Here is a 19,985-nt window from a genome sequence, read left to right on the forward strand (position 1 = left end):
GGGGATCGATCCTTCCTGGGGCGGTCAGGCGGCTTGCCGGTCGCGGGTCTGCAACTCCGCGACGAGCGCGCGGTCCCCCAGCAGGTGCTCCACGACCTCGGCGGGTGTGGGGTGGTCGTAGACGAGCGCGGCGGGCAGGTCGAGGCCGGTGAGGGCTTCGAGCCGGCGCCGCAGTTCGACGGCGGTCAGCGAGGAGAAGCCGATCTCCAGGAACTCCTCGTGCTCGTCCACGCCGGCGGCCGACGGCAGACCGAGGGTGAACGCGGTCTGCGTCCGCACGACGTGGGAGAGCACGGCCCGCGCCCGCTCGTCGTCGGCGCCGTCGAGCAGGCGGCGCAGCGCGTCGGGGCTGTCGACGTCGGCTCCCCCGCCGTCGTCGGCCTCGGCGGCGTGCCGCAGGGCGTCCGGCAGCTCGCGCAGCAGCGGGCTGGGCCGGAACTCGGTGTAGCCGGGCACGAACCCGGCCCAGTCGGGGGCGCCGGCGACCCGGCCGTGGGCGACGGCGGTCAGGAAACCGGCCGCGGTCGCGTCCACGGTGATCGAGACCGCGCCCTCGCGCTGGTGGGCCAGCGCGTCGAACGTGGCGGCGGTCTCGGGCGAGCCGCCCAGGCCGAACAGCTCGTCCACGGTGGACACAAGGATCAACTGGGCCGCGTCGGAGACCTGGGCGGTGGCGATCGGGTCGTCGGCGTCGCTGGTGACGACCAGGGTCTCCGCGGCACCGGTGGTGACCTTCACGCCGGCGTCGTCGAGCAGGGCGGCGATGCGGTCGGCCAGCGGGCCGCCGTGCACGGCCACCGGTCCCGTGGGCGTCCACGGCGTCGCGGCGGGCGCGCCGAGCAGCCGGCGGGCGAACACCCCGGCGGGCCGCACGGCGACCTGGTCCTCCCCCACGCCCTTGGTGAGCACGGCGGTCAGGGCCGCGAGCGAACGGTCGTCCAATGCCTCCGGCAGGTCCACCACGCCACCCCAGCCGCGGGGTGTGGTGACGGCGGCCGAACGGGCGTGGCCCCACACCGCCGCGCCGGTGAGGTCGGCGACCCGGTCGGTCGGCGTGACGGCGACCGCGCCGCGGGTCAGGTACCAGACCGGGGTGTCCAGGCGGGCCTGGTCGAGTTCGGCGAGCAGGGCGGCCGGCGTGCCCGAGGTGGCCACGACGCCGGAGACGATCCGGTCCGGGGCCAGGGCCAGCAGGGCGTCGGCGGTGGCGTCGGCGTAGCCGCGGACGTCGGCGCCGGCACGGGCCAGGGCGGCGCCGACCTGCGGCTCGTCCGCCGGGACCAGCCAGATCCCGCGCAGCGACGGGGTCGGCAGGGCGGGCACGGGCCGCCAGCGCACCTGGTGGCCGGGGGCGGGGCCGCGCCGGTAGGCGGCCAGGGCGGCGACGACGTCCTTGAGCGACGCCGAGTCGTCCAGGCCGAGCAGCGCGCCCAGGTCGGCGCGGTCCACGGCGGCCCAGAAGTCGTCGGTCGGGGTGGCGGCGGTCCCGGCGGGCGCGTCCGGCCACAGGCGGGTGCGCTGGAACGCGTAGGTGGGCAGGTCGACGCGGCGGGCGCCGGCGAAGAACGCCGACCAGTCCACGGTGACGCCCAGGCTGTGCAGGCGGGCCACGGCCTCGGTCAGCACGGCCGGTCCGGTGCGGTCCTTGCGCTGGGTCGGGACGAACGCGGCGTCGGCCACGCTCTCCTGGCCCATCGCGGTCAGCACCGCGTCCGGCCCGAGTTCGAGGAACGCCTTCACGCCCCGACCGGACAGCGTCTCGACGGCCTCGGCGAACCGCACGGGCCGCCGCACCTGCGCCACCCAGTACGCGGGATCTGTCAGACCCCCGTGGGACGATGACGACGGGGGCCGGAGGCCGGCCGTCGACACCAGCGGAAGCGTCGGCTCGTGGTAGGCGATCGTCTCGGCGACCTTGCGGAACTCGTCCAGCATCGGGTCCATCAGCGGCGAGTGGAACGCGTGCGACACGGTCAGCCGCTTGGTCTTGCGGCCCCGCGAAGCGAGTTCCGCTGCCACGGCCAGGGTTTCGGCTTCCGCACCGGACAGGACGATCGAGGACGGGCCGTTGATCGCGGCGATCGCGACCCGCTCGGTGAGCAGCGGGGTCACCTCGGCCTCCGTGGCCTGCACGGCGACCATCGCGCCGCCGGTCGGCAGCGCCTGCATCAGGCGACCGCGGGCGGTCACCAGGCGGGCGGCGTCGGCCAGGGAGAAGACGCCGGCGACGTGGGCCGCCGCCAGTTCGCCGATGGAGTGCCCGGCCACGAAGTCGGGGCGGACGCCCCAGGACTCCAGCAGCCGGAACAGCGCCACCTCGAACGCGAAGAGCGCGGGCTGGGTGTAGCCGGTCTGGTGCAGTTCCTCGGTGTCCAGCACCCCGGCCAAGGGCCGGTCCAGGTGCTGGTCCAGCTCGGCGCACACCGCGTCGAAGGCCTGCGCGAACACCGGGAAGACCCGCAGCTCACGGCCCATGCCGACGCGTTGCGCGCCCTGGCCGGTGAACAGGAACGCCGTGCCGGCGTCGGCCGCCACGCCCTCCACCACGCCGGGCACGGACTCGCCCCGGGACAGCGCGGCCAGGCGGTCGCGCAGCTCGTCCGGGGTGCCGACGACGGCCGCGCGGTGGCGGAACGCCGTCCGGGTGGTGGCCAGCGAGAAGCCGAGGTCGGCCGGGTCGCCGGACAGGTGGGCCAGCAGGCGGGAGGCCTGGTCGCGCAGGGCGTCCCGGTCCCGGCCGGACAGCACCAGCGGCACCACCGGGACGGCGGCGGACGAGTCCACCACGACCGCCTCGGGGGCCTGCTCGATGATGGCGTGCGCGTTGGTGCCGGAGATGCCGAACGACGACACGCCGGCCCGGCGCGGACGCCCCGTCTCCGGCCACGGCACGGACTCGGTGAGCAGTTGAACGGCCCCGCCGGCCCAATCGACGTGCGGCGACGGCTCGTCCACGTGCAGGGTCGCGGGCAGCACCCCGTGCCGGATGGCCTCGACCACCTTGATCACGCCGGCGACCCCGGCGGCGGCCTGCGTGTGCCCGATGTTGGACTTGATCGAGCCCAGCCACAGCGGGTGCTCGGCGCGGTCCCTGCCGTAGGTGGCCAGCAGCGACTGGGCCTCGATCGGGTCGCCCAGCGTGGTGCCGGTGCCGTGCGCCTCGACGGCGTCCACTTCGGACGGTCGCAGGCCGGCGTCGGCGAGGGCCTGGTGGATCAGGCGTTGCTGGGACGGGCCGTTGGGCGCGGTCATGCCGTTGGACGCGCCGTCCTGGTTCACCGCCGTGCCGCGCACGACCGCCAGCACGGGGTGGCCGTTGCGGCGGGCGTCGGACAGCCGTTCCAGCACCAGGACGCCGACGCCCTCGCCCCAGCCGGTGCCGTCGGCCGCCGCCGCGAAGGACTTGCAGCGGCCGTCCGGGGCGAGCGCCCGCTGCCGGCTGAAGTCGATGAACGCGTTGGGGGTGGCCAGCACGGTCACGCCGCCGGCCAGCGCCAGCGTGCACTCGCCGCGCCGCAGCGCCTGGGCCGCGAGGTGCATGGTGACCAGCGACGACGAGCACGCGGTGTCCACGGTGACCGCCGGGCCCTCCAGCCCGAGCACGTAGGACACGCGCCCGGACACCACGCCGCCCGCGATGCCGGTGCCGATGAACCCGTCCAGCTCGTCGGGCAGGTGCTGGAGGTGGGCGGTGTAGTCGTGGTACATCAGGCCCGCGAACACGCCGGTCCGGCTGCCGCGCAACGTGGTCGGGTCGATGCCCGCCCGTTCCACGGCCTCCCACGAGGTCTCCAGGAACAGCCGCTGCTGCGGGTCCATCGCCAGCGCCTCGCGCCGCGAGATGCCGAAGAACCCGGCGTCGAACCAGGCCGCGTCGTACAGGAACGCGCCCTCGCCGCAGTAGGTGCGGCCGGGCTTCTCCGGGTCGGGGTCGACCAGGTTGTCCAGGTCCCAGCCGCGGTCGGTCGGGAAGCCGGACACGGTGTCCACGCCCGAGGCCACCAGGTCCCACAGCTGCTCGGGCGAGGTGACGCCGCCGGGGAACCGGCAGCCCATGCCGACGATCGCGATGGGCTCGTCGGTCTCCCGCGACACGGTCACGACGGCCGCGGCGGACGCGCCGTCGAACAGCTCGGCGTCCAGGTGTTCGGCGAGCACGGTCGGGTTGGGGTAGTCGAAGATCAGGGTCGCGGGCAGGCGCAGGCCGACCACGGCGTTGAGGCGGTTGCGGAACTCGACGGCGGTCAGCGAGTCGAAGCCCAGCTCCTTGAACGCCTTCGTCGCGCCGACCGCGCTGCCGTCGCTGTGCCCGAGCACGACCGCGACCTGGGTGCGGACGATGTCGAGCAGCTCCTTGCGCCGCTCCTCCGCGCCGCGCCCGGCCAGCCGGGAGACCAGGTCGGACGCGGCGGCGGCGCCGGCCTCGACCTGGCGGCGGTTCGGGACGCGCACCAGGCCGCGCAGCACGGACGCCAGCGCCGGTCCCTGCTCGCGCAGGGCGGACAGATCGAGCCGGATCGGCACCAGCGCCGCCTCGGGCGCGCCGAGGGCCTGGTCGAACAGCTCCAGGCCGTCCTCGGTGGACAGCGGGCGGACGCCGGAGCGGCGCATGCGGGCCAGGTCGGCGTCGTCCAGCGCCCCGGTCAGGCCGGTGCGCAGCTCCCACATGCCCCACGCCAGCGCGACGGCGGGCTTGCCCCGCGCCCGGCGGTGGGCGGCGAAGGCGTCCACGAAAGCGTTTGCGGCGGCGTAGTTGGCCTGGCCGGGCCCGCCGAACACGCCGGCGGCGGAGGAGAACAGCACGAAGGCCTCGACGTCACCGACCAGCTCGTGCAGGTTGACCACCGCGTCGACCTTGGGCCGCAACGCGGTCGCCACGCGCTCGGGGGTGAGCGAGGACAGCACGCCGTCGTCCAGCACGCCGGCCGTGTGCACGACGGCGGTGGGCGGGTGTTCGGCGACCAGCGCGGCGAGGGCGTCGCGGTCGGCGGCGTCGCAGGCGGCGACGGTGACCCGGACGCCGGTCAGCTCGTCCCGGAGGGCGGCCAGCTCGTCGGTCAGGCCGCGGCGGCCGGCGAGGACCAGGTGCTCGACGTCGTGGTGGGTCGCCAGGTGCCGGGCGACCAGGCCGCCGAGCACGCCGGAGGCACCGGTGATCAGCACGGTTCCGCGCAGCGTCGGCGAGGTCGGCTCGCCGGCGGCCTTGGCCAGGCGGGGCGCGAGGACCTGCCCGGCGCGCAGCGCGAGTTGGGGTTCGCCGGTCCGCAGGGCGGGGCCGAGGTTCGCGGTGTCGTCGGCGTCCACGAGCACGAACCGGCCCGGGTTCTCCGACTGGGCGGACCGGATCAGGCCCCACACGGCGGCCGACGCCGGGTTGGTGGCGTCCGTCGCGCCCGAGGTCAGCACGACCAGGCGGGAGTCCTCGAAGCGTTCGTCGGCGAGCCAGGCTTGGGCCGCCTCCAGGACCCGGTTGACGGCCGTGTGGGTGGCGTCGACCAGCGTGCCGTCGGTCGGGACGCGCAGCACCGCGTAGTCGGGGACGTCGGTGAGGGCTGCCACGTCGGTGACCTCGACCAGCGAGACCTCGCCGTCGGCGACCGGGACGGGCGTCCAGTCCAGGACGTGCATGGCTTCGTGGCGCGGGTTGCCCAGCTCGGCCAGCGCGTTGGCGGGCAGCGGGCGCACGGCCAGCGCGTCCACCGAGACGACGGGCGCGCCGGTGTGGTCGGCCACGGACACCGCGACCGCGTTCGCCCCGGCCGTCCGCAGGGACACCCGCAGGGTGGTGGCGCCGGTCGCGTGCAGGGTCACGCCGTGCCAGGCGAAGGGCAGCCACGGGCCTTCGGCGTCGGCGGTGAACACGCCCAGCGCCAACGGGTGCAGCGCCGCGTCCAGCACCGCCGGGTGCAGCCCGAACCCGGTCACGTCGGCCTGCTCCGGCGCGGTGACCTCGGCGAACACCTCGTCCCCGCGCCGCCACACCGACCGCAGCCCGTGGAAGGCGGGACCGTAGGTGATGCCCAGGGCCGCGAACCGGTCGTACAGCTCGCCGATCTCCACGGCCTCCGCGCCGGCCGGCGGCCACTCCCGCGTCGCCGCCGAAGGCACGACGCCGGTGGTGAGGGTGCCGGTGGTGAGGGTGCCGGTGGCGTGCCGCACCCAGGCCGCGTCGTCGTCGGGTCGCGAGTGGACGGTCAGCCGCCGCACGCCCGCCGCGTCCGGCTCGCCGACGCGCAACTGGACCTGGACGGCACCCTTCTCCGGCACGATCAGCGGCGCTTCGAGGGTCAGCTCCTCCACCGCCGTGGCCCCGACCTCGTCGCCGGCGCGCACGGCCAGCTCCACGAACGCCGTGCCGGGCAGGAAGATCCGGCCGGCGACCCGGTGGTCGGCCAGCCACGGGTGCGCCGACACCGACAGCCGCCCGGTGAGCAGGACGCCGTCCGCGCCGGCCAGCGCCACGGTCGCGCCGAGCAGCGGGTGGCCGGTGGAGCCCAGGCCCAGGCCGGCGGCGTCGGCGGGCGCGCCCACCTCCTTGGGCCAGTAGGTCTGGTGCTGGAACGCGTAGGTCGGCAGGGCGGCCGGCCGGCCGGTGACCAGCGTCGAGAAGTCCGGCTGGACGCCGCGGACGTGGGCCTGGCCCAGCGACAGCAGGAACCGGCGCGGGCCGCCGTCGTCGCGGCGCAGCGTGCCCACGACGCAGCCGCCGTCCGCCAGCAGGTCGCCCACCGCGGGCACCAGCACGGGGTGCGGGCTGACCTCGATGAACGAGTCCACGCCCGCCGCGACCAGGCCGCGCACGGTGTCCTCGAACTCGACGGTCTGGCGCAGGTTGCGGTACCAGTACTCGGCGGTCAGCCCGGCGGTGTCGATCGGTTCGCCGACGACGGTGGAGTGGAACGGGATGTCGGAGGTGCGCGGCTTGATCGGGGCCAGCACGCGCAGCAGCTCGTCGCGCATCGACTCGACGTGCGCGGAGTGCGAGGCGTAGTCCACGTCGATGCGCCGGGCGCGGACGCCGTCCCGCGCGCACTCGGCCAGCAACCGGTCGAGGCCTTCGTTGTCGCCGGACACCACGACCGTGGACGGGCCGTTGACGGCGGCGACGGAGACGCCTTCGGGCAGGCGCTTGGCGACCTCGGCGATCGGCGCGGCCACCGACACCATGCCGCCGCGCCCGGCGAGGTCCACGGCGATGGCCTGGCTGCGCAGCGTCACCACGAGCGCCGCGTCCTCCAGCGACAACGCGCCCGCGACGCACGCGGCGGCGATCTCGCCCTGGGAGTGGCCGACCACGGCGGCCGGCTCCACGCCGTGCGAACGCCACAGGGCCGCCAGGGACACCATCATCGCGAACAGGGCGGGCTGGACGACGTCCACGCGGTCCAGCGACGCCGCGCCGGGCACGCCGCGCAGCACGTCGAGCAGGGACCAGTCGGTGTGCCGGTCCACGGCCGCCGCGCACTCGGCCATGCGCCGGGCGAAGACGGGCGAGGTCTCCAGCAGTTCGGCGGCCATGCCGAGCCACTGCGAGCCCTGGCCGGGGAACAGGAACGCGGTGCGGTCGCCGACCCCGGCGGCGCCGGTGACCATGTTCGGGGCGGCACCGCCCTCGGCCAGCGCCTGGAGAGCGGAGTCGAGGTCGTCGCGGGAGCCGACCAGCACGGCGCGGTGCTCGAAGCGGGCGCGGGTGGTGGCCAGGGCGTGCGCGATGTCGTGCGTGTCCAGGCCTTCGGCGTGGTCGCGCAGGCGGGCGGCCTGCTCGCGCAGCGCGGCTTCGGTCTTGGCCGACAGCACCCACAGCGCCGGGCCGTCCGGGACCTCTTGAGTGTCGAGGGGTTCGGCGGCCGGAGCTTCCTCGATCACGACGTGGGCGTTGGTGCCGGAGATGCCGAACGACGACACGCCCGCGCGGCGCGGCTGCTCCCCCGGCGTCCACGGGACGGACTCGGTGACCAGCTGGACCGCGCCGTCGCCCCAGTCGACGTGGTGGGACGGGCTGTCGACGCCCAGCGTGGGCGGTAGTTCGTCGTTGCGCAGCGCCATGATCATCTTGATCACGCCCGCGACGCCGGCGGCGGCCTGGGTGTGCCCGAGGTTGGACTTCACCGAGCCCAGCCACAGCGGCCGGTCCCGGTCCTTGCCGTAGGTCGCCAGCAGGGCCTGCGCCTCGACCGGGTCGCCCAGGGTGGTGCCGGTGCCGTGTGCTTCCACAGCGTCCACATCGGACGGTGAGATGCCGGCGTTGGCCAGTGCCGCACGGATCACCCGTTGCTGCGACGGGCCGTTGGGGGCGGTGAGGCCGTTCGAAGCGCCGTCCTGGTTCACCGCCGACCCGCGCACGATCGCCAGCACGTGGTGTCCGTTGCGCCGTGCGTCGGACAGCTTCTCCAGCACCAGCACGCCGACGCCCTCGCCGAACGCGGTGCCGTCGGCGGCGGAGGCGAACGCCTTCACCCGGCCGTCCGGCGCGAGCCCGCGCTGGCTGGAGAACTCCACGAACGTGCCGGGCGTGGAGATCACGCACACCCCGCCCGCCAGCGCCAACGAGCAGTCGCCGTTGCGCAGGGCGTGCGCGGCCACGTGCACCGCCACCAGCGAGGACGAGCAGGCCGTGTCCACGGTGACCGCGGGGCCTTCCAGCCCCAGCGCGTAGGACACGCGGCCGGACACCACACTGCCCGCCACACCGGTCATGGTGTAGCCGATCAACGCGTCCATGTTGCGCTGCATCGCGGTCAGGTACTCGGCGCTGTTGGCCCCGACGAACACGCCGGTCTTGCTGCCCCGCAACGAGTCGGGGTCGATCCCGGCGTGCTCGAACGCCTCCCAGGAGGCCTCCAGCATCATCCGCTGCTGCGGGTCCATCGCGAGGGCCTCGCGCGGCGAGATGCCGAAGAACCCGGCGTCGAACCCGGTCGCCTCGGGGATGAACCCGCCGCGCCGCACGTAGCTGGTGCCGCTCGGGCTGTTCGGGTCGAACAGGGCGTCGAGGTCCCAGCCGCGGTCGGTGGGGAAGTCGGTGGTGCAGTCCGCGCCGGACCGCACCACCTCCCACAGCTGCTCGGCGGAGCGCACGCCGCCCGGGAAGCGGCAGCCGATGCCGACGACGGCGATCGGCTCCCGCTCGGTGGCCTCCTTCAGCTTCTGCTTGGTCTTCTGGAGGTCTGCCGTCACGCGTCGGAGGTACTCGACAAGCTGCTCTTCGTTCGCCATCAGTTGCCCTCCTCAGCGCGACCCGTTCAGGCGGCGCCGAGCTCGTCGTCGATGAACCGCAACAGCTCGTCGGCCGAAGCGGTCTTCAGCACCGTGTCCACGTCCGGTCCGACCGCGTCGGCGCCCGCGTCGGACCTCCCACGCCAATTCGACAGCACCGCTTGCAACCGCTCGGTAATCCGCTCCTTGACCGCCTCGTCCAGCCCGCCCGCGCCGGCCAGCGACCGCTCGAACCCGGCCAGCTCGCCCAGCAGCGCCTCGGCGGGGTCCACCTCGGCCGGCGCCAGTTCGGCCAGCAGGAAGTCGGTCAGGGCGTTGGCGGTCGGGTAGTCGAACACCATGGTCGCGGGCAGTTTGAGGCCCGTGGCCGCCTTGAGGCGGTTGCGGAACTCGACGGCGGTCAGCGAGTCGAAACCCAGTTCCGTGAACGGCTTGGTGGGCTCCACGGCGGTGGAACTGGCGTGCCCGAGGACGGTCGCGGCTTGCGCCTTGACCATCTCCAACGCGGTGTGCCGGCGCTGGGGGCCGCTCTGGCGCGCCAGCTCGTCCCTGAACGCGCCGGCGGACTGCGTGGCCTCCAGCGTGCGCCGGGCCGGACCGCGCACCAGGCCGCGCAGCAGCACCGGCAGCATGTCCACCCGGCCCAGCTCGCGCAGGGCCGCCGGGTCCACCGGCATGGGCACCAACAGCGGCTCGTCGATGCGCCGGGCCGCGTCGTACAGCGCCATGCCCTGCGCCACGGACAGCTCCAGCAGGCCGCCGCGGGCCATGCGGGCGCGGTCGTTGGCGTCCAGGTGCGCGGTCATGCCGCTGGCCTCGCCCCACAGGCCCCACGCCAGCGCCTGCGCCGGGAGCCCGGCCGCGCGCCGTTGGGCGACCAGGGTGTCCAGGAAGACGTTGGCGGCGGCGTAGTTGCCCTGCCCCGGGCCGCCCAGCGTGCCGGCGGCGGCGGAGAAGACGGTGAACTCGGCCAGGTCGCGGGTCAGCTCGTGCAGGTTGACCACGGCGTCCACCTTGGGGCGCAGGACGTTCGCGACCTGGTCCTCGGTCAGGGCGGTGACCACGCCGTCGTCCAGGACGCCGGCCGTGTGGATGACCGAGGTCAGCGGGTGCTCGGCGGGGATCTGCGCCAGGGCGGTTTCGAGTTCCTGCCGGCTGGCCGCGTCGGCAGCCGCGATGGTGACTTCCGCGCCCAGGCTCGTCAGTTCGGCGGCCAGTTCGGGTGCGCCCGCGGCCTGGGGGCCACGGCGGGAGGTGAGCAGCAGGTGCTTCACGCCGTGGTGGGTCACCAGGTGCCTGGCCAGGAGGCCGCCGAGGGTGCCGGTGCCGCCGGTGATCAGGACGGTGCCGTCCGGGTCGCGGCGCGGCGGCACGGTGAGCACCAGCTTGCCGACGTGCTTGGCCTTGGACATGAACCGGAACGCGTCGGGCGCGCGGCGCATGTCGTAGGGCTTGATCGGCAGCGGGGTGATCCTGTCCGCCTCGACCAGGGCGAGCACGTCCCGCAGGATCGCGCTGACCCGGTCCGGGTCGATGGCGAGCAGGTCGAACGCCTGGTACGCCACGCCGGGGTGGTCCGCGGCGACCCTGTCCGGGTCGCGGACGTCGGTCTTGCCCATCTCGATGAACCGGCCGCCGGGGCGCAGCAGCCGCAGGGAGGCGTCCACGAACTCCTTGGCCAGCGAGTCGATGACGACGTCGATGCCTGTGAACCGCTCTTCGAAGTCGAGGGTGCGGGAGTTGGCGATGTGGTTGTCGTCCAGGCCCATGGCGCGCAGGGCGTCCCACTTGCCGGGGCTGGCGGTGGCGAACACCTCGGCCCCGAGGTGGCGGGCGAGGCGGACGGCGGCCATGCCGACACCGCCGGCGGCGGCGTGGATGAGCACCTTCTCCCCCGGCTTGACCTCGGCGAGGTCCACCAGGGCGAAGTAGGCGGTGCAGAACGCGATGGGCGTGGCCGCCGCCGTGGCGAACGTCCAGCCCTTCGGGACGCGCACGACCATCCGGGCGTCGGTGACCACCTCGGGGGCGAACGCGTCGTGGAACAGGCCCATGACGTGGTCGCCGGTGGTGATCGTTGTGACGTCCGGGGCGGTCTCGATGACCACGCCGGCGCCTTCGCCGCCCATCACGCCGTCGCCCGGGTACATGTCCAGGGCGATCAGGACGTCCCGGAAGTTCAGGCCCGCGGCGCGCATGGCGATGCGGACCTGGCCGGGTCCCAGCGGGCGGGGGTCGCCGGCGGGGAGGAGCGCGAGGTTGTCCAGGGTGCCCTTCTCGGTGACGTCCAGCCGCCACCGGTCGGTGTCGGGGACCAGCGCCGGGGTGGTGGTCGCGCGGGCGAGACGGGGCACGAGGGCCACGCCGTCGCGGATGGCCACCTGGGGTTCGGCGGTGGTGAGGGCGCGGTGCGGGTCGTTGTCGTCGATGTCGAGGAGGACGAAGCGGTCCGGGTTCTCGGTCTGGGCGGAGCGGATCAGGCCCCAGATGGTCGAGCCGGCGAGGTCGTCGGCCGGGTCGTGGGTGCTGATGGCGTTGTGGGTGACGATGACCAGCTTGGACTCGGCCAGGCGTTCGTCGGCCAGCCACTCGCGGAGGACCGCCAGGGTGGTGTTGACCGCCTGGTAGGCGCCTTGGACCGGGTCGTCGGTGGTGCGGTGGCAGGGCAGGGCGACTCGGTCCGGGATCGGAGCGCCCTGGTCGAGGGCGGTCTTGAGGGCGGCCAGGTCGGGGTAGGTGTCGGTGACGAGGCCGGCCTTGGTGGGCAGGTCGCAGGTGCCCAGGACGGCCCAGCGGTGGCCTCCGGCCCCCGTCTCCATTGTCCCACCGGGGTACGACAGTTCGGTGGGGAGCGGAGTCCAGTCGAGGCGGAAGAGGGCGTCGTGGTGGGTGGCCTGGGTGGTGGGTGCGGTTGCCTCGCGCAGGACCAGGGACTCGATGGTGGCCACCGGGGTGCCCGTGGTGTCGGTTGCCGTGAGTTCCACGGCGTTCTGGCCGACTGGGCGCAGGCGGACGCGGAGGGTGGTCGCGCCGGCCGCGTGCAGGGAGACGCCGGTCCACGAGAACGGCAGGAGCGGGCCGGTGCTGGTCGTGCTCAGGGCCAGCGGGTGCAGGGCCGCGTCGAGCAGGGCCGGGTGGAGGCCGAAGGCGTTCTTGCCGGCGGCTTCCGGGAGGCCGACCTCGGCGAGGACCTCGTCGCCGCGTCGCCAGGCCCGGCGGACGCCTCGGAAAGCCGGGCCGTAGTGCAGGCCTGCGCTTGAGAGGGTGTCGTAGAGGTCGGCGACGGGGAGTTCGTCCGCCTCTGGGGGCCAGACCGGTTCGAACGCGGCCGGCTGGTCGGACTCGCCGAGCAGGCCCACCGCGTGGCGGGTCCACGGGCTGTCGTCGGTCGGGCGCGAGTGGATCTTGACGGGGCGTTGGCCCGCCTCGTCGGGCGCGCCGACCCACATCTGGACCTGGACGCCGCCCTTCTCCGGCAGCACCAGCGGGGCGGTGATGGTCAGCTCCTCGACCTTGCCGCAGCCGACCTCGTCACCGGCGCGGACCGCCAGTTCCACGAACGCCGTGCCGGGCACGAGGACCTGGCCGCCCACGGCGTGGTCGGCCAGCCACGGGTGGGTGCTTGCCGACAACCGGCCGGTGAACAGCAGCCCGTCGGTGTCGGCGACCGCGACCGCCGCGCCGAGCAGCGGGTGGTCGGCGGCGGCCAGGCCCAGACCCGCCGCGTCGGCCACGACCGCGCCCGCCTCGGGCCAGAACCGCTCGTGCTGGAACGGGTAGCCGGGCAGGCGCACCTTGCGCGCGTCGCCGTGCGGCCAGCGGACCTTGACGCCGTGCGCGTGGGCCTCGCCGACCGACAGCAGGAACCGCGGCAGCCCGCCCTCGTCGCGGCGCAGCGAGCCGACCACGGACGCGGTGGCCTCGGCGTCGTCGATGATGTCCTGCACGCCGATGGTCAGCACCGGGTGCGGCGAGGACTCCACGAACGCGGTGAACCCGGCGTCGAGCAGGGCGCGCACGGCCGGCTCGAACCACACCGTCCGGCGCAGGTTCCGGTACCAGTACTCGGCGTCCATCACGGTCGTGTCGAGCCAGCCGCTGTCCACTGTGGAGTAGAAAGGGATGTCCGACTCGCGGGGTTCCAACCCTGCCAGGACGTCCAGGAGTTCGTCGTGGATCTCCTCGACGTAGGCGGAGTGCGAGGCGTAGTCCACGTCGATCTTCTTGGCGCGGACGCCGTCCTCGGCGCACTCGGCCAGCAGCCGCTCCAGCGCCGGCGGCTCACCCGCGACGACGGTGGACCGGGGGCCGTTGACGGTGGCGACGGTGACCCGGCCCTCGAAGTGCTCGATGCGCTCGCGGACCTTCTCGGCGGGCAGCGGCACGGACACCATGCCGCCCTTGCCGGACAACCGCAGCAAAGCCTTGCTGCGCAGGGTCACCACCTTCGCGGCGTCGTCCAGCGACAACGCGCCGGCCACGCACGCGGCGGCGATCTCGCCCTGCGAGTGGCCGATGACCGCCGACGGTTCGACGCCGTGCGACCGCCACAACGCGGCCAGCGACACCATCACCGCGAACAGCACCGGCTGCACCACGTCCACGCGGTCCAGGGACGCGGCACCCGGGGCGTTGCGGACCACGTCGAGCAGCGACCAGTCGGTGAACCTGTCGATCGACTGGGCGCACTCGGCCATGCGCTGGGCGAACACCGGCGAGGAGTCGAGGAGTTCGACGGCCATGCCCGCCCACTGCGAACCCTGGCCGGGGAAGGTGAACGCGACCTTGCCCGCCGGGTTGGCCCCGCCCGTGACGACGGTCGGCGACGGCTCGCCCGCCGCGAGGGCGGTCAGGCCGGCGCGCAACGCCTCGGCGTCCCCGACCACGACCGCGCGGCGGGAGTGCGAGGCCCGTTGCGCCAACGAGTACGCGAGGTCGCGCGGCTCCTGCGTGTCGAGCAGGGGCAGGAGGTCCGCCGCCTGCCGCTTGAGCGCCGCGTCGGAGCGGGCGGACAGGACCAGCGCGACCGGGTCGGTCGAGGCGGGCCGGTCGGGGACGACCTCGGCGGCGGGCTCCTCGATGATCACGTGCGCGTTGGTGCCGCTGAACCCGAACGACGACACGCCCGCGCGGCGCGGACGGCCGTTGCGCGGCCACGGCTGCGCGTCGGCCAGCAGGCGCACGCCGCCCGCCCAGTCGACGTGCCCGGTGGGCTCCTCGACGTGCAGGGTCTTGGGCAGTTCGCCGTGCTTGAGCGCCAGCACGGTCTTGATCACGCCCGCGACCCCGGCGGCGGCCTGGGTGTGGCCGATGTTGGACTTGACCGAGCCCAGCCACAGCGGCCGGTCCCGGTCCTTGCCGTAGGTGGCGAACAGGGCGTCCACCTCGATCGGGTCGCCCAGCGCGGTGCCGGTGCCGTGCGCCTCGACCACGTCCACGTCGGCCGGCGCGAGGCCGGCGTTGGCCAGCGCGGCGCGGATGACCCGCTGCTGCGACGGCCCGTTGGGCGCGGTGAGGCCGTTGGACGCGCCGTCCTGGTTGACCGCCGTCCCGCGGATCACGGCCAGCACCTCGTGCCCGGCGGCGACCGCGTCGGACAGCCGCATCAGCACGACCACGCCGACGCCCTCGCCCCAGTTCGTGCCGTCCGCGCCGGCCGCGAAGGCCTTGCAGCGGCCGTCCGGCGCGAGCCCGCGCATCTTGGAGAACTCGACGAACGCGCCCGGCGTGGACATCGCGGTCACGCCCGCCGCGACCGCCGCCGAGCACTCGCCCGACCGCAGGCCCTGCACGGCCAGGTGCAGCGCGACCAGCGACGACGAGCACGCCGTGTCCACGGTGACCGCCGGGCCCTCCAGGCCCAGCACGTAGGACAGGCGGCCGGACAGGATGCTGGCGGCGTTGCCGGTGGCCATGAAGCCCTCAGCGCTGGCCCCGACCGCGCCGGTCAGCCGGATGTAGTCGTTGTTGTTGGTGCCCACGTAGACGCCGGTCGGGGTGCCGCGCAGGGAGGTCGGGTCGAGGCCCGCGTCCTCGAACGCCGTCCACGACGCCTCCAGCACCAGCCGCTGCTGCGGGTCCATCGCCTCGGCCTCGCGCGGGCTGATGCCGAAGAACGCGGCGTCGAAGCCGGGCAGGCCGGGCAGGAACCCGCCCTCGCGGACGTAGCTGGTGCCGGGGTGCTCGGGGTCGGGGTGGAACAGGCCGTCGAGGTCCCAGCCCCGGTCGGTCGGGAACGGGCCGATGCCGTCGCGGCCCTCGCGCAGCATCGCCCACAGCTCGTCGGGCGTGCCCACGCCGCCGGGGAACCGGCAGCTCATGCCCACGATGGCGATGGGCTCGTCGGTGAACCCGGCGGCGGCGACCACGTCGGCCGTGCCGCTCTCCAGCAGGTGCCGGGCCAGGGCCTCGGGGGTCGGGTAGTCGAACGCGACCGCCGCCGACAGCCGGACGCCGGTGGCCTCGATCATGCGGTTGCGGAACTCCACCGCGGTGACCGAGTCGAAGCCCAGGTCCTTGAACGCGCGGGTGGCTTCCACGGCCTCGGGGCCGGCGTAGCCCAGGGTCAGCGCGACCTGCGTGCGGACCAGGGTCGTGACGTGGTCCAGGCGGTCGGCCTCGGGCACGCCGGCGAGCAGCCGCGCGAGGTCGTCCGAGGAGGGGGTCTCGACCTCGGTGGCCGCCTCGGGGATCGCGTCGAACAGCCGGCTCGGGCGCAGGGCGGTGAAGGACGGGACGAACGCCGCCCAGTCCACGTCCGCGAGCACCACGGCGGTGTCGTCGGCGGCGAGGGCGGTGCGCATCGCGGCGATCGCCCGGTCCGGGGACATGGGCGTGAGGCCGCGCTTGCGCAGGGCGGCGTCGATGTCGTCGTCCACCAGGTTGCTGCCCGCCCACGGACCCCAGGCCAGGGAGGTCGCGGCTCGGCCGCGGGCGCGGCGCTGCTCGGCCAGGGCGTCGAGGTGGGCGTTGCCGGCGGCGTACGCGGCCTGCGCGCCACTGCCCCACACGCCCGCGACCGACGAGAACAGCACGAACGCGTCCACGTCGGGGAACACCGCGTCCAGGTTCCGGGCGCCCTCGACCTTGGCGGCGAGGACGTCCGCGAACTCCTCGCCGGTCATGTCGGCGAGCGGCGTCAACTGGGCCAGCCCGGCGACGTGGACGACGGTGTCGATGTCGTCGTGTTGCGCGGCGACGGCTTCGAGGGCTTCGCGGTCGGCGACATCGCACGCGACCACGGTGACCCGGGTGCCGATCTCGGCGAGGACTTCGGCGGGCGCGGCGCCCCGGCGGCTGAGCAGCAGCACGTGGTCCGCGCCGTCCTCGGCGTAGGCCTTGGCGACCTCGATCCCGAGCGTGCCGGTGCCGCCGGTGACCAGGACCGTGCCGGTGACCGGCCGCCGGCGGGGGTTGCCGGTGACCGGGGCGCGGTGCAGGCGGCGGGCGAACACGCCGTCCGGGCGGACCGCGACCTGGTCCTCGCCGATGCCCGCGAGCACGCCCGCGAGGGCGACGGCGGTGCGGTCGTCCAGCGCGGCGGGCAGGTCCACCAGACCGCCCCACACCTGCGGGAGTTCGAGGGCGGCGACCCGCCCGAGACCCCACACCTGCGCCTGGTCGGGGTCGGTGACCGGGTCGGCGGGCGAGGTCGACACCGCCCCTCGGGTCACCGCCCACAACGGAACCCCTTGCGGCGCAACAGCTTGAACGAGCCGAAGCGTGTCCGCCGCACCCAGCACCGACACCACACCGGTCACGTCATCGGCCAAGGCGTCCGCCACACCGGCGAGATCCGTGATGACCGGCGTCGCACCGTGGGCGGCCAGGGCTTCCGCGACTTCCGCGCCATCGCCGACCACCAGCCAGGTGCCGGTCAGCGTGCGGTTGGTGCCGCTGGGCAGGCGTTCCCACGTGGCCCGGTAGCGCCAGGCGTCGGACTGGGACCGGTCCTGGCGGCCCTTGCGCCACTCCGCCAGTGCGGACACCACGGAGTTCACGGGATCGTTCGGGTCGATGTCGAGCGCGGAGATGAACGTGTCCAGGTCGTCGTCGGTCGTCGCCGCGGACGCCTCGACGCTGTCCATCCAGAACCGCTCGTGCTGGAACGCGTAGGTAGGCAGGTCGACTTGAGACCTCCCGGTGCGCCCGTAGAACGCCTCGGCGTCCACGGTCACACCCCGGACCTCCAACCGCGCCAACGCCTCGACCAGCGCCCGCGGCTCGTCCCGATCCCGGCGAAGCAAAGGAATCAGCGCCACGTCACCCTCGACGCTGTCCGCCGCCATCGTGGCCAGCACGGAGTCCGGCCCGATCTCCAGCAGGGTGGTGCTCTCCACCGACCGCACGGCATCGGCGAACCGCACCGCGGCCCGAACCTGCCGCACCCAGTACTCCGCCCCGAACTCCTGGGCCCCGAACTCCTCCGCACCCTCGACGCCTGAATCTGTCAGACCCCCGTGCGACGATGGAGACGGGGGCCGGAGGCCGACCGTGGACACCAGCGGAATCGTCGGCTCGTGGTACGTCACGCTCTCCGCGACCGCCCGGAACTCGGCCAGCATCGGCTCCATCAGCGGCGAGTGGAACGCGTGCGACACGGTCAGCCGCTTGGTCCGCCGGTCGGCGAAGTGCTCCTCCACCGCCGCGACCGCCTCAGCCGCACCCGACACGACCACCGACCGGGGACCGTTCACGGCCGCGATGTCCACGTCCGGCCCGAGCAGCGGCACGACCTCGTCCTCGGTCGCCTCGACCGCGAGCATCGCCCCACCGGGCGGCAGCGCCTGCATCAACCGGCCCCGCGCGGCGACCAGCCGGGCCGCGTCGGCCAGCGAGAACACGCCCGCCACGTGCGCGGCGGCCAGTTCGCCGATGGAGTGGCCGACCAGCACGGACGGCGTCACGCCCCACGACTCCAGCAGCCGGAACAGCGCCACCTCGATCGCGAACAGCGCGGGCTGCGTGTACCCGGTCCGGTGCAGCTCCTCGGTCTCCAGCACGTCCTTCAGCGGCTTGTCGAGGTGCGGGTCCAGCGCCGCGCACACCTCGTCGAACGCCGCCGCGAACGCCGGGAACGCCGCGTGCAGCCCGAGCCCCATGCCAAGTCGCTGCGCGCCCTGGCCGGAGAACAGCATCGCGGGCTTGCCGCCGGCCACCCGGCCGACCACCACGTTCGGGGCCTTCTCGTCCCGCGCCAGCGCGGCCAGCCCCGCCGACAGCTCCTCGGCGGAGGTCCCGACCACGGCGGCCCGGTGCTCGAACCGCGCCCGCGAGGTGGCCAGGGCGTAGCCCAGCTCGGCGGGGTCGGCGGTGAGCGCGCTCAGCCGCTGGGCCTGGTCCCGCAACGCCTTCGGGTCGCGCGCGGTCACCAGCAGCGAGGTCACCGGGGCGGACGCCGTCGCGACCGGCTCCCGTTCGGGCGCCTGCTCGATGATCACGTGCGCGTTGGTGCCGCTGAACCCGAACGACGACACGGCGGCCCGGCGCGGACGCCCGGTCTCCGGCCACGGGGTCGCCGCGGTCAGCAGCTTCACGTTGCCCGCCGTCCAGTCGACCTGGTCGGACGGCTGCTCGGCGTGCAGGGTCGCGGGCATCACGCCGTGCCGGATCGCCTCGACCACCTTGATGATCCCGGCGACGCCGGCGGCGGCCTGCGTGTGGCCGATGTTGGACTTCACCGAGCCCAGCCACAGCGGCTCGGCGCGGTCCTGGCCGTAGGTGGCGAGCAGGGCCTGCGCCTCGATCGGGTCGCCCAGCGTGGTGCCGGTGCCGTGGCCCTCGACCACGTCCACCTGCCCGGTGGACAGGCCGGCGTCGACCAGCGCGGCCTCGATGACCCGTTGCTGCGACGGCCCGTTGGGCGCGGTGAGGCCGTTGGACGCGCCGTCCTGGTTCACCGCCGAGCCGCGCACCACGGCGAGCACGTGGTGCCCGTTGCGCAGCGCGTCGGACAGCTTCTCCACCAGCAGCACGCCGACGCCCTCGGCGAACCCGGTGCCGTCGGCGTCCGCCGAGTACGACCGGCACCGGCCGTCCGGGGACAGGCCGCGCTGGCGCGAGAACTCCACGAACGTCAACGGCGTCGCCATCACCGACACGCCGCCGGCCAGCGCCAGCGTGCAGTCGCCGCGCCGCAGCGCCTGGATGGCCAGGTGCAGCGCGACCAGCGACGACGAGCACGCGGTGTCCACGGTGACCGCCGGGCCTTCGAGCCCCAGGGTGTAGGCGACGCGGCCGGACACGACGCTGCCGGAGGAGTTGCTGCCCGCGTAGTCGTGGTACATCAGGCCGGTGAACACGCCGGTGGGGCTGCCCGCGAGCGTCGCCGGGTCGATGCCCGCCCGCTCCAGGCTTTCCCACGCGACCTCCAGCAGCAGCCGTTGCTGCGGGTCGAGCCGGACCGCCTCGCGCGGGCTGATGCCGAAGAACGCGGGGTCGAAGTCCGCCGCGTCGTAGAGGAACCCGCCGCGCGCGGTGTAGGACGTGTCCTCGCGCGCCGACTCGGGGTCGTGCAGCGCCGCCAGGTCCCAGCCGCGGTCGGTCGGGAACGCGCCCGTCGCGTCGGCGCCCGACGCCACCAGCCGCCACAGGTCCTCGGGACCGGTCACCCCGCCCGGGTAGCGGCAGGCCATGCCGACGATCGCGATCGGCTCGTGCGCCGCCGCCTCGACCTCGTGCAGCCGCTGCCGGGTCTTCTGCAGGTCGACGGTGACCCGCTTGAGGTAGTCCCGGAGCTTGTCCTCGTTCGCCACTACCCCTCGCCCCTC

At 74.6% G+C, this 19,985-nt stretch carries 2 pseudogenes; both read right to left on the reverse strand.

Annotation, left to right across the window (positions count from 1 at the left end):
- Positions 1 to 93 precede the first annotated feature (93 nt).
- Positions 94 to 9,180: pseudogene (locus tag ABD126_RS23795) on the reverse strand (type I polyketide synthase); the annotation flags it as partial.
- 62 nt (positions 9,181 to 9,242) lie between these two features.
- Positions 9,243 to 19,928 (reverse strand): annotated as a pseudogene (locus ABD126_RS23800) (type I polyketide synthase); the annotation flags it as partial.
- Between the last annotated feature and the right edge of the window lie 57 nt (positions 19,929 to 19,985).

Origin of the sequence: Saccharothrix mutabilis subsp. mutabilis, from assembly GCF_039521145.1 — a bacterium.
Lineage (GTDB): Bacteria > Actinomycetota > Actinomycetes > Mycobacteriales > Pseudonocardiaceae > Actinosynnema > Actinosynnema mutabilis.